Origin of the sequence: Mesorhizobium sp. M0909, assembly GCF_040319515.1 — a bacterium.
Lineage (GTDB): Bacteria > Pseudomonadota > Alphaproteobacteria > Rhizobiales > Rhizobiaceae > Mesorhizobium.
This window is the reverse complement of record NZ_JAMYOA010000009.1, coordinates 47362-59680: the sequence shown is the minus strand read 5'-3', so window position 1 is coordinate 59680 and position 12319 is coordinate 47362. Positions and strand designations below refer to the sequence as shown.

The 12319-nt window shown below is 61.3% G+C and carries 12 protein-coding genes and 1 pseudogene; 8 read left to right on the top strand and 5 right to left on the bottom strand.

All coding sequences use genetic code 11. The annotated features are described in order from the left end of the window. Positions 1–18: 18 nt before the first annotated feature. Together NKH83_RS15930 and NKH83_RS15925 are read right to left on the bottom strand one after the other, a co-directional pair. Positions 19–219 (bottom strand): hypothetical protein, encoded by a 201-nt coding sequence (locus tag NKH83_RS15930; protein ID WP_352637184.1) that lies wholly within the window; start codon positions 217–219, stop codon positions 19–21. A 281-nt stretch (positions 220–500) separates the two neighbouring features. Next, positions 501–713 (bottom strand): cold-shock protein, encoded by a 213-nt coding sequence (locus NKH83_RS15925; protein ID WP_023678332.1) that lies wholly within the window; start codon positions 711–713, stop codon positions 501–503. A gap of 299 nt (positions 714–1012) precedes the next feature. On the opposite strand from NKH83_RS15925, the gene NKH83_RS15920 reads away from it, so the two are divergent. Continuing rightward, positions 1013–1339 (top strand): hypothetical protein, encoded by a 327-nt coding sequence (locus tag NKH83_RS15920; protein ID WP_352646484.1) that lies wholly within the window; start codon positions 1013–1015, stop codon positions 1337–1339. A gap of 52 nt (positions 1340–1391) precedes the next feature. On the opposite strand, the gene NKH83_RS15915 is transcribed toward NKH83_RS15920, so the two are convergent. Further along, complete coding sequence (locus NKH83_RS15915) at positions 1392–1964, bottom strand: methylated-DNA--[protein]-cysteine S-methyltransferase (protein ID WP_254820326.1); 573 nt, start codon at positions 1962–1964, stop codon at positions 1392–1394. A gap of 207 nt (positions 1965–2171) precedes the next feature. Here NKH83_RS15915 and NKH83_RS15910 point away from each other — a divergent pair, with 207 nt between their 5' ends. The 6 genes and pseudogenes from NKH83_RS15910 (at position 2172) to NKH83_RS15885 (ending at position 5899) form a co-directional block, all read left to right on the top strand. After that, on the top strand, positions 2172–2948 hold the full coding sequence (locus tag NKH83_RS15910) for a transglycosylase SLT domain-containing protein (protein ID WP_352805669.1): 777 nt from the start codon (positions 2172–2174) through the stop codon (positions 2946–2948). Further along, a complete protein-coding gene (locus tag NKH83_RS15905) occupies positions 2941–3429 on the top strand; it encodes a GNAT family N-acetyltransferase (RefSeq protein WP_352805667.1) in 489 nt (162 codons plus the stop codon). The genes NKH83_RS15910 and NKH83_RS15905 overlap by 8 nt, the downstream gene beginning before the upstream one ends. Before the next feature lie 158 nt (positions 3430–3587). Then, the gene (locus NKH83_RS15900) at positions 3588–4334 is read left to right on the top strand and encodes a DUF899 family protein (protein WP_352805664.1); all 747 of its coding nucleotides are present in this window, start codon (positions 3588–3590) and stop codon (positions 4332–4334) included. Between the two features lie 250 nt (positions 4335–4584). Continuing rightward, entirely contained in the window at positions 4585–4968 is a 384-nt protein-coding gene (locus tag NKH83_RS15895; protein ID WP_352805661.1) for a DUF6152 family protein, read from the top strand. Continuing rightward, entirely contained in the window at positions 4969–5436 is a 468-nt protein-coding gene (locus tag NKH83_RS15890; protein WP_352805659.1) for a DUF6644 family protein, read from the top strand. 71 nt (positions 5437–5507) lie between these two features. Beyond that, positions 5508–5899, top strand: a pseudogene (locus NKH83_RS15885) (RidA family protein). Positions 5900–6031: 132 nt separating this feature from the next. On the opposite strand, the gene NKH83_RS15880 reads toward NKH83_RS15885, so the two are convergent. Beyond that, the gene (locus NKH83_RS15880; RefSeq protein WP_352805657.1) at positions 6032–7111 is read right to left on the bottom strand and encodes a DUF5677 domain-containing protein; all 1080 of its coding nucleotides are present in this window, start codon (positions 7109–7111) and stop codon (positions 6032–6034) included. Between the two features lie 209 nt (positions 7112–7320). On the opposite strand from NKH83_RS15880, the gene NKH83_RS15875 reads away from it, so the two are divergent. After that, positions 7321–8331, top strand: a complete 1011-nt coding sequence (locus NKH83_RS15875) for a hypothetical protein (protein WP_352805654.1) — start codon at positions 7321–7323, stop codon at positions 8329–8331. A 339-nt stretch (positions 8332–8670) separates the two neighbouring features. On the opposite strand, the gene carB is transcribed toward NKH83_RS15875, so the two are convergent. Next, positions 8671–12174: a carbamoyl-phosphate synthase large subunit gene (carB, locus tag NKH83_RS15870; protein ID WP_352805653.1), complete on the bottom strand. Its 3504-nt coding sequence runs from the start codon at positions 12172–12174 to the stop codon at positions 8671–8673. Positions 12175–12319: the final 145 nt, after the last annotated feature.

Genomic DNA, 12319 nt, shown 5'->3' with positions numbered 1-12319 from the left:
AGGGAGTGGCAAAATGATTCACAGAGGCCGGGTCCGGCCGGCGCGATGATCAGCCAATGCCTGCTCGGCAAGCTTGTCCAGTCTGCCGCCCTTGGCGTCGGCTTCGAACTGACGGTCCCACATGTCGGCCTGCAGCGCCTCGAACCATGCGGCAAACGCCTTGAGCTCTTCGGGACTTAGTTCGGCGACGGATTTCTCAATCTGTTCAAGCTTGCTCATGGGTCGATGGTACAATGACCGGGGTAAAAACAACCACAAAGTGGTCCCGTAGGACCAGGGCGGCGGCGGTTCACTGGAATCCAGACAGCAAAAAGGCGGGACAAAATCCCGCCTTCCCATGCTTGGTAGCCTGATCGGGAGCGTTTTGGCCGGGCCGGCAGCAATCTGCTGCTTCGGCTTGTCGGGGTCTTTCGCTCCGGCGCGCTTCTCGCGCGACCGCCAGTACATCCGTGACTTGCCGCGCGCCCCGGGCTATCGCCCGGCGCACGCCATTCGCAAAATCAGGCTGCCTTGCTCAGAGATCCAGCGGACGACTTGCCAGTGCGGCGGTCCTGCTCGATCTCGAAGTTGATCTTCTGGCCTTCGACCAAGGTCGACAGTCCAGCACGCTCGACTGCGGAGATGTGGACGAAAACGTCCGCGCCGCCGCTGTCAGGCTGAATGAAGCCGAAACCCTTGGTGGAATTAAACCACTTGACCGTACCTGTTGCCATTTCGATAGTCCTTTACGTTTGCTTTAGTTTGACTGGACCGAAACCCAGCCGGTTTGTATCGAGATTTTGGAGATAGAACGTCAGCAAACGCGAATATCGCGAGGCCCGGATCGATCGGCCGAAATATCAATGGACCGGATATAGTATGCCTTCGCGCAAAAAACAAGACGGGGCGGAAAATGGCTCGGCGGCAATGCTGCCCAACGGCCGCCCCAATCGCGTGAGAGCGTCGTCGTTGCGCGCCTGACGCGGGAGGATCGCGCCGGCTTCGGGCGCGACCGGGTTTTGGGGGGAGGGATATGAAAATCGTTCTGCTTGCCGCTTGCCTGACGCTAGTGGCCGCCGAGGCGCAGGCGGTCTCGCGCTATGACCCTACCCGCATGAGCTGCGACAAGGTGCAGGCGACGATCGCGCGCGAGGGCGCGGTCATCCTGCGCTACAGATCGGCGCGCGTGCCAGGCCTGGCGCTCTACGACCGCTATGTGCGGAGCCAGCAATTCTGCGACATCGGCGAGGTCAGGGCGCGGGCCTCGGTGCCGAGCGCCGATACGAATTCCTGCACCGTCTACAAATGCAAGCGGGTGGAGATCGACCGGCGCTTCCGCCGGCGCCTGCTTCCGGATTAGGCTGGTCGAGATGGTGCGCGGGGGTGCCGGCCTCACCTGAATATCAGCACACCTAAAACCCGAACGACACCTGCGCGGGCGGCGGCGGACCGACGCGTACGCCTTCCATTGCCAGCATCTTTTCCTTGGTAGCCGAGCCGCCGGGGGCGGAAAAGCCGCCGATCTTGCCGCCGGCGGCAAGGATGCGGTGACAGGGAATGACCAGAGGCACCGGGTTGGCGCCGAGCGCCGCGCCCGTCTCACGCGCCAGCCCGGCATGGCCGGCGCGTTTGGCCAGTTCGCCATAGGTGGTGGTTTCGCCGAAGGCGAGTTTTCGCGCCGCGTCATAGATCGCCAGGCGGAACTCGTCGACGCCGCTGAGATCGACCGGCACGCCGGAGAAATCGATATCCTCGCCAGCGGCATAGGCCTTGATCGACGCGATCAGCTCGGCAACCCATTGCGGCTCGGGCTTCACGGCTTGTTCGACGTCGGAGGCATGGCGCAGCAGCCGGCGCTCGACCGCGTCGCGGTTGCGCTGCGGCAGGCATAGCCGGGTCAGCCCGGCTTCGCTCCAGGCGATACCCATGTAGCCGAGCACGGTTTCGAAGACCGCGTGGCCGGCGGTGGCATGAGAGGCGTCCATGGCGTGCTCCTTTCCGGAATCCTTCGAAGTACAAATCCAGAACAATATCGCATTTCCCGGCCCGGCTCGCCACCCGAAAACCACCGGCTACCGCGGATTGCCCGGGGAAAGATGCTGGTGTAAGGACTTCTTAACACCCGACGAACCGGACCCGAGCGCCGCTTGCCAGCAAAATTCCTCTTTCCCGTCCTAGCGGCGGTGTTGGCCGTGGCCGCTCTCAGTGGCTGCACCTCGACTTCGCCGGCGACCCCGGCGCCCGCCTTCACGGAAAACTCTGCCAATACCGATGCCGGCTTCACGCTGGCGCTGCCCGACACTGTTTCGGTGCTGCCGGAACCGTCCGGCCTCGCCCAGACAGCAGCACTGACGGTCGCGCCGGCGGCCGCCTTTGCCGGGCCGACACCGCTGGCGGCAACTGCTCCCGCCGTCATGACCACCAATGCCCAGCCAGCCATCGCAACGGCCGCTGTCGCCATGCCGGTCACCGAACAGACTGCAGCCATGCCCGGCGTCCAGCCGGTTTCCTACACGGTGCCGCAAAACCCGGCCGTTCTGGCCGCGATCGACCCGGCAGAGGGCCAGTCGAACGCCGGCGCCCGCAGCGAGATCGAGCGGCTGATCGAGAAATATTCCGCGCTTTACCAGGTGCCGGTCGATCTGGTGCGCCATGTTGTCAACCGTGAGAGCACTTTCAACCCGAAAGCCTATAATCACGGGCATTGGGGGCTGATGCAGATCAAGCACGCGACGGCGCGCGGCATGGGCTATGACGGGCCGGCGAGCGGCCTGTTCGACGCCGAGACCAACCTGAAATATGCAGTGAAATATCTGCGCGGCGCCTGGCTGGTCTCAGGCGGCAACCCCAAGCGCGCCGACCGGCTCTACCAGAGCGGCTATTATTACGACGCCAAGCGCAAGGGGATGCTGGGCGAAACCGGCCTCGGCAGCGACAGCGTGCGCCGCCGCATGCAGCCCGATGCCTGAGCCGCGCCCACCGGCGCCGAACGACATAAGACTGCGCAAGATCCTCGACGACACGCTTCTGGCGCCGCGCTGGCCGGAAGGTTTTTTCATGCGCGGCTTCGAAGCCGCCGATGCGCTCGCTTTGCATGCACTGTTGACCGCGGTGTTCCACGACGGCGCCGATGGGCCGTTCGACGAATGGTGGCCACGCATTTCGGGCGACGCGGAATTCGATCCCGCTTTGTGTTTCCTGGTCATCGACGGCAAGGGGCGGTTGGCGGGCGCGGCGCTCTGCTGGGCGACGGGGTTCGTCAAGGATCTTGCCGTTCATCCCGAGGCGCGCGGCAAGGGCATAGCCGAGGCGCTGATGCGCCACGCCTTCGCGGTGTTTCAGGCAAGGGGCGCGGCGCATGTCGACCTCAAGACCAACACCGTCGAGAACGCGGCCGCCGTCAGGCTCTATCAGCGGCTGGGGATGATCGAGGTGGATTGGGCGGGGTGAGGAGCGCCGTTCGTCCTTTTGAAGGCGGCAGCCCGGGTTCTTGTCGCCACGGCGCCTGCGCAAGAATGTCGGAACCGTTTCGCGCGATGCGTCCTTGGGAGGCAGGCGCGTTGCCACGAACGGCGCGCCGCCAAAAAGCACGGCAGATGGAGATGACGATGATCACCTTTCCCAACGAGTCCCAGGAATACCGCGCCGCCCGCGAAAAGCTGCTGCGGAAGGAAATCGAGCTGCGCCGCGCCATGGAGGATGTGGCGGTCGCCCGCCGTGCGCTGCCGCCGGGCGGGCTGGTGCCGCCGGATTATGTGTTCGACGGGCTCGGCACGGACGGCAAGCCGGCTCGGGTAAAACTGTCGGAGCTGTTTGCGCCTGGCAAGGACACGCTGCTCATCTACAATATGATGTTTCCGCGCCATCCGCAGGAGACGCGCGACGTGGCGACGAGCGGCGGCACGGCGAAGCTGCCCAGACCGGACCAGCCTTGCCCGTCCTGCACGGCGCTGCTCGACCAGTTCGACGGCGCCATTGGCCACCTCGAGGCCGCCGGCTACAATTTCGCTGTCGTGGCCAAGACCGCGCTGGAAAACCTGCTGACGCTCGGCCGCGACCGCGGCTGGAAAAATATGCGGCTGGTCTCGTCGGCCGGCAACAGCTTCAAGCGCGACTATCACGCCGAGGCCGAGGATGGCGCGCAGCTCCCCGTGCTGTCTGTGTTCCACCGCGACGGCGACGGCATCCGCCACTTCTGGAGCTCCGAACTCGGCTTCGCGCCGCCCGAACCCGGCCAGGACCCGCGCGCCATAGGCACCTGCGAGATCCTGTGGAATCTCATGGATTTTACCCCGGAGGGCAGGGCGCGGAGCTGGCAGGAGCAGCTGCAGTACAGAGAGGCTTGCTGCCACTAGCCTCGCTCGGCGCCGCCCTCATCTGCCTGCCGGCATCTTCTCCTCGTAGAGGGACGGGAGAAGGGGGCTGGCGGCAAACTCAGCTCCCTTTCTTCAACTCTGGAGATTGGCGACGGCGAAGGCACCTTCTCCCCGTCACTATACGGGGAGAAATGCCCGGCAGGGCAATGAGGGGCGGCGCAGACCTTATGTGATTTGACGCTGCGGCGCGCTGACCTACCCTCTAATGCCGGAACCGAGGAGACGAGCGATGCTGTCACCTTTCAACCGGAGCGTCGCGCTGGCAGCGGCGGTGATCGTTGCCGGCGCCACCGCAGCCTATGCCCATCACGGCTGGTCATGGACGCAGGACGGGTTTTTCGAACTCCGGGGCAGGATCACAGCCATCTATATCGGCAACCCGCACGCCACGCTGGATGTCGACGCGAAGGGAGAGGCCTGGCGGGTGGAGATGGCGCCGCCATCCCGCACGATCGCCGCCGGCTTCACCGAGGAGGTCGCCAAGGTCGGCGACGAGGTGACCGCGATCGGCCACCGCTCGCGCGACGAGAGCGAAAAGCGCATGAAGGCAGTCCGCGTCATCGTCGGCGGCAAGACCTATGACGTCTATCCCGACCGCGTTCCGCCGGCCTGAATGGACGGGTTTTTCGCCGGCATCGAGCAACTCGCTTTGGTGCGGGGACTGAAGGCCTCCTTTTTCGCCTACCCCATCGTCAACGCGCTGCACATCATGTCGATCGGCGCGCTGCTGACCAGCGTCTGGCTCATGGACCTCAGGATCCTGGGCGCCTTCCGCTCGCTGCCGCAGGCACCGTTCGTGGCGCTGCTGCGCCGCACCGCATTCGGCGCGTTCGCCGGCGCGCTGGTCACGGGGGCGCTGCTCTTTTCGGTCAGGGCGAGCGCGTATGCGGCGATGCCGATCTTCCTCGCCAAGATGACACTGATCCTTCTCGCCGGCATCAATTTTCTCGCGTTTATGCGGCTCTGCCGCGTAGGAGGCGAGGCGGAGCCGGCCAGTGGGGTTGCTACCATGCTAGCGGGGCTTTCGCTGGTGCTGTGGATGTCCGTACTTTTTGCCGGACGGTTCATCGGTTTTCTCTGACTAAGGCAAGCATCGGCACTGGCCTTCCCGAGGCCGGCAGATAAGCTCGACGCAACCACAGGGAGATCGTCATGAACAAGGAAATCATCGAGGTGCCGGTGCTGTCGGCGGCCGTGCGCGCGCTGGGCGTGCCGCTGTCACTGGTGACCAAAGGTGCGGGGCTGGTCTTCGTGTCCGGCACGCCGCCGCTCGATATTTCGACCGCCAAGCTGGTCCGAGGCGACATCGAAACGCAGACCGATACGTCGCTAAAGGCGTTGAAACATTGCCTGGAAGCGGCGGGCACCTCGCTCGACAACGTCCTGATAGTGCGCATCTACGCCGCCAATTCCGGCTTCTACGGCGCCATCAACCGCGTCTATGCCAAGCATTTCCCGCAAACCCGCCATCGCGAACCTTCGTGCCGGTGGCATCATGGCCGATGGAGTTCGATATAGAGATTGAGTGTGTGGCGGTGGCGTGAGGGTGAGAAGCGGTCCGCATAGCGGACGAAAGCCAATTGCTTGGCTTTTCGAGCTTCGAACGCCCTGAGCCTGCGAAGGGCTGGCTTTCGCAGGGTTCAAGTCTTAGAAGCCGCGTGAGGGAAAATTTGTTATCATAACAAAGAGTTACTTTTGTTTATTCGCCTCTTGCGTCGATACTCTTTGAGGGTCTCAGGTCCAAGGCGCGTGAATGTGTTGGCAATATCATCACATATTTTGTCCATTACCTTGGTCATCGCAAGCCGATCAATCGTTGGGTAAGCTGTCATTAAAGCAGAGGTAGCGATAGCGAGGGATATTGCCATCATTTGAGCAGGATCTGCCATGGCGCTATTGCTTTCTCCGGCAAGTAATACGAGGCCTCGATTTTCAGATACCCCAAGCATTGCGTTTGGTGGTCGATAGTTGCCATGAGTATCTGCGCACGCCCATTTGTATCGCGGTCGCCAATGATCCAGCCCAACGGCCTTCTCGATCTGAAAGAACGTCGCCGTACCTGAGAGTTCGGGCTTTGCCCAACTCCAGTCTCCTTTCGAAAATTCGAAGCCAAATTCGGAAACAACGGCCTCTTTTATATCTGAAAGCCGTTGAAATTCGATGTCTCCGAATGGTTCTAGGCCGGCTTGCTTTTCGTATTCTCGATATTGCTTCGCAGCTTCGAAGGCTATCACGTGGCGCTTAGCCAGATATCTCTTGGAGACCAGTTGCGAATTTCGAGACAGAAACGTTGCGACAACGGCTATTTCATGGAGTGTACGCCACCTACCCAATGCCCCATCGGGAAATCCACCCTTTAGCAAGCAAAATATTTCTCGTGATACCAATACCGCTCTAGCATGAAGAGAAGCAAGTGCTCCAAGCTTTAGATCATTTTTCTCTTCGGCTCGCTTCTTTTCATCATTGTACACAGCCCCGCCAGCCTCATGGCTTGTTACAATTAACATTTGAAGAAGATCGAAGCCTTCTTTCCACCGACTATAGTTTCTTTCACGAAATCTTGCTTCTAACTCGGCATACTCGTTCACCATTTCGGGCAGCCGAGCCTTGCAATCGGTGAAAATATCATCAGCAAAAGCCGGGATCATTTTTTCTGTCTCTTCGCTTACAATCTTCGAAAGCTTGTCCTCTGAGAGTCCAGATTTCGCGGCCATTTTAACCAAGGCTTTTTGGAGCCCTTGATCGGCTTCGTTCAAACGCCATTTTCTCGGGGGCATGTCTCGCTCCGGGGATTGCTCGTCTATTACCTATGTTAGGTCGCTCGCCGCGGCGCCTGGAAGCAGCGAGCACTTCAGTTCGTCGTGATGTGCGCACCTACGCCGTCAATTCCAGTTTCTACAACGCCACTAGCACTTTGGTCGTGATAAGACACGCTTGGCTGTTAACGACATGAATGGGCTTGGGCATGACGCCGGAAGACATTGAGGCAGTTCGGGAGCGCTACTATCAAGCGCTGAAGCCGCTTTTCTTTCCAGAACTACCTGTCAAACATGACATAATCGACTTCTTCGCCTCGCTTTTGCGGGTCGTCGGAATGGAGGATCGTGGGTGGGATCCGCTGCTTGAATCGCGGGCAAGCCTCGAGGATTTGAACAGCATCATGCAGATGGAACTGCCTCCAGAGGGTTTTCCTGATGCAGAGATGACGAAATGGCGGATGGGCCTTCTAATGTATAGCCATATGGTGGAGATGGACGCACCATATGAGATCATCACAAATCTTCTTCGCTTCCAACTTGGCCACGGATACAGTCCGAATCCATACTTTCAATTTATGAAGAGCGAAGAGAAAAAACAATTTCAGAGGCGCGGTCTATTTCCGGTTGGGAAAATCAAGATAATTAAAAACCTCTCGCGCGAGCTTGGGATCGAGTTGGGCGATTTATTCGACGAATTTTATAATCCGCAACTTCGAAATGCGATCAGCCATTCGGATTACATATTCACGGAAACGGAATTTCGTGTGCGGAACGGGACGGGGGCATGGGGCGCGTATTCAATTCCTCTCAATGAGCTGGACCAAACCATAACCTGTTGCAAAGCCTTCTATTCCACATTCTTCGGAATCGAGCACGCCGCCCGTTATTCATGGGGTGGGTGGGCAAAGAAGTGCTTGCCTTACGACGTGCAATACAAGGGACTATTGGAGATCCTTGTCGAAAAAGGGCTCATGTGCGGCTTTCGGGTCCATTGGCCCAACGGTTCCGATTCAACTTACCGTCGTACCGAGGATGGGATTGAGATGGTCAACTGTATGTTGGCTATGAAGCGGAGCTCCATCGAGTTGATGGTCGGGATGTATGCCCGTAATCCGGGCAACTTTAGCCCACTTGTGGAAGACGGCGCGCAGCCAGTGTATACGAAGCGTGCTGGTGATGATGCCCCGCTCAACTGGCCGGGCGATGGCTCTGTTTGAAAAGCGCATCGTAGGAGAAGTGAATTGGGCCTATACACAAAAGATGGTCGTCCCCTCCAAGTTTCGGGAGACAAGGTCTACAGCCGATCGGGTAAGGTTGTCGGCCGCGTGAAGGGCAGTAAGGTCTACGGTCCCGATGGTCGGTATGTCGGCACAGTTGTTGGCGATCGGCTCGTGTATCGATCCACTGACAGCGCCACGACAAGTTCTCCGTTTGCTGCGGCTAACCGAGCCGGATCGGCTACAGCGAATCGTGCAGGCTCGGCTACTTGGGGCGATGAACCCAATATCCCAGACTGACCGAAGGTCGCAAATCTACGCTTCGGTGTCTCCAATCCTCTACGCAAAATATTCCTGCAGCGGCCTGACTTCCAAGCTCCCCGCCCGCAGCGCCGCAATCGCTTCCGCCACCGCAGCCGCACCTGAAAGCGTCGTGTAATACGGCACCTTCTGCATCAGCGTCGCCCTGCGCAGCGATTTGGAGTCCGAAACCGCCTTCTGGCCGTCCGTCGTGTTGAAGACGATCTGCACCTGGCGGTTGCGGATGGCGTCCTCGATGTGCGGGCGGCCTTCCAGCACCTTGTTGATTTTCTCTGCGACGACGCCGTTTTCGGCGAGGAAGCGGGCGGTACCGGAGGTGGCGAGCACTTTAAAACCCTGGCCGGCGAGACGCTTGACCGCCGGCAATATTCCCTTCTTGTCCTCGTCGCGCACCGAGACGAACAGCGTGCCCGCGCGCGGGAGATCGACACCCGCCCCGAGCTGGCTCTTGGCGAAGGCCAGCGCGAAGTCGCGGTCGAGGCCCATGACCTCGCCGGTCGAGCGCATTTCCGGGCCAAGCAATATGTCGACGCCGGGGAAGCGGGCGAAGGGGAATACCGCTTCCTTGACGGCGATATGGCCGGGATTGCGGGGGTCGGGCATGGCGCCGTAATGGGCGAAGGCGTCTTCCAGGCTTTCGCCGGCCATGATGCGGGCGGCAATTTTCGCGATCGGCCGCCCGATTGTCTTGGCGACGAAGGGCACGGTGCGCGACGCGCGCGGGTTGACCTCCAGCACATAGACCGTGCCGTCCTTGATCGCGTACTGCACGTTCATCAGGCCGCCGACATTGAGCGCGCGGGCGAGTGCCGCCGTCTGGCGCTCCAGCTCGTCGACGAGCTCCGAGGGCAGCGAGTGCACCGGCAGCGAGCAGGCACTGTCGCCCGAATGGATGCCGGCTTCCTCTATGTGTTCCAATATGCCGGAGACGTAGGTCGACTTGCCGTCGCAGAGGCAATCGACGTCGACCTCGATGGCGCCTGAGAGATAGGTGTCGAACAGCAGCGGGTTCTTGCCGAGCAGCGTGTTGATCTGGCCGGTCTTGTCGTTGGGGTATTTCTGCTTGATGTCCTCGGGCACCAGGCCGGGCACGGTGTCGAGCAGGTAGGATTGCAGCATGCTCTCGTCGTGGATGATCTGCATAGCGCGGCCGCCGAGCACATAGGACGGGCGCACGACCAGCGGGAAGCCGAGCTCGCCGGCGACCAGGCGGGCCTGCTCGACCGAATAGGCGATGCCGTTCTTCGGCTGGCTGAGGCCGAGCTTGTGCAGCAGCTTCTGGAAGCGGTCGCGGTCTTCGGCCAGATCGATCATGTCGGGCGAGGTGCCGAGGATCGGGATGCCGGCCTTCTCCAGCGCATCCGCCAGCTTCAGCGGCGTCTGGCCGCCGAACTGGACGATGACGCCGACCAGCTCGCCCGAGGCCTGTTCGGTGCGCAGGATCTCCAGCACATCCTCCGGCGTCAGCGGCTCGAAATAGAGCCGGTCGGAGGTGTCGTAGTCGGTCGAGACGGTCTCGGGGTTGCAGTTGATCATGATCGCCTCGAAGCCGGCGTCGCGCAGCGCAAAGGCGGCATGGCAGCAGCAATAGTCGAACTCAATGCCCTGGCCGATGCGGTTGGGGCCGCCGCCGAGGATGACGACCTTTTTCCGCGACGAGACCTGCGCCTCGTTGGCCAATGCGCCGGCAAAGGGAACCTCATAGGTCGAATACATGTAGGCGGTGGGCGAGGCGAACTCGGCGGCGCAGGTGTCGATGCGCTTGTAGACCGGATGAACGTCGAGCGTACGCCTAATCTTCTCGATTTCTTCGACGTCTTTCCTGACAAGGGAGGCGAGGCGGGCATCGGAGAAACCCATCGCCTTCAGCATGCGCAAATTGGCGGCGTCCTCGGGAATGCCGTGCTCGCGGATGCGGTCTTCCATGACGAGGATGCCGGCGATCTGCTCAAGGAACCACGGGTCGATCTTGCACATGGCGTGCACGTCTTCCAGCGAGGTGCCCATGCGGATCGCCTGCGCCACCATGCGCAGCCGGTCGGGTGTCGGCGTGCCGAGCGCGGCGCGAATGGCGTTGCGGTCGTCGACGTGGCTGGCGGGCGCGCTGCCGTGGCCGATGCCGGGGATCTCGATCTCGTCCAGACCGGTCAGTCCGGTCTCCAGCCCGCGCAAAGCCTTCTGCAGCGATTCCTGAAAAGTGCGGCCGATGGCCATGACCTCGCCGACCGACTTCATCGAGGTGGTCAGCACCGGCTCGGCGCCGGGAAACTTCTCGAAGGCAAAGCGCGGGATCTTGGTGACGACATAGTCGATGCTCGGCTCGAACGAGGCCGGCGTCGCGCCGCCGGTGATGTCGTTCTCCAGCTCGTCCAGCGTGTAGCCGACGGCGAGCTTGGCGGCGATCTTGGCGATCGGGAAGCCTGTCGCCTTGGAGGCCAGCGCGGACGAACGCGATACGCGCGGGTTCATCTCGATGACCACCAGACGGCCGTCCGCCGGATTGACGGCGAACTGTACGTTGGAGCCGCCTGTCTCGACGCCGATCTCGCGCAGCACCGCGATCGAGGCGTTGCGCATCATCTGGTATTCTTTGTCGGTCAAGGTCAGGGCAGGGGCGACGGTGATCGAATCGCCGGTGTGCACACCCATCGGGTCGATGTTCTCGATCGAGCAGACGATGATGCAATTGTCCGCCTTGTCGCGGACGACCTCCATCTCATATTCCTTCCAGCCGAGCACGCTCTCCTCGATCAGCACTTCGGTGGTCGGCGAGGCGTCGAGACCGGACTGGACGATCTCGAAGAATTCAGCGCGGTTGTAGGCAATGCCGCCGCCGGTGCCGCCCATGGTGAAGGAGGGGCGGATAATTGCGGGCAGGCCGACATGGTCGAGCGCTTGTGCGGCAATCGCCATGGCATGGCTGATATAGCGCTGCTTGCGGTCACCTTCGCCGAGGTTCCAGCGAGTTTCCAGCGCGTCGAGCGCGGCGTCGAGGTTTTCCGGCTTCTCGGCTTTCAGCGCGGCGCGTTCGGCCTCGTGCGTCTTGCGGTCGGCATTCTTGACGTCGGTGGCGTTGGCCAGCATCGACTTCGGCGTTTCCAGGCCGATCTTGCTCATCGCCTCGCGAAACAGTGCACGGTCCTCAGCCTTGTCGATTGCGGTGGCGTCGGCGCCGATCATCTCGACATTGTAGCGGTCGAGGACGCCCATGCGGCGTAGCGACAGAGCGGTGTTGAGGGCGGTTTGGCCGCCCATGGTCGGCAGCAGCGCGTCGGGCCGCTCCTTGGCGATGATCTTGGCAACCACTTCGGGCGTGATCGGCTCGATGTAGGTGGCATCGGCCAGCTCCGGGTCGGTCATGATGGTGGCCGGATTGGAGTTGACCAGGATGACGCGAAAACCCTCTTCCTTCAGCGCCTTGCATGCCTGGGTGCCGGAATAGTCAAACTCGCAGGCCTGGCCGATGACGATGGGGCCGGCCCCGATGATCAGGATCGACTTGATGTCGGTGCGTCTTGGCATATCGAAGGTCCGTTCGGCAGGCGGCTTGCACGAAAAACCGGACGGGAAGACCCGGCCGGTTGTGCTCGCGATTCTGGTATAAGGCTAGGAGGGCCTTATAGGGAAGAGTTTTGCCGGATGTAACCCCGAAAATGAGGCAGTAGGG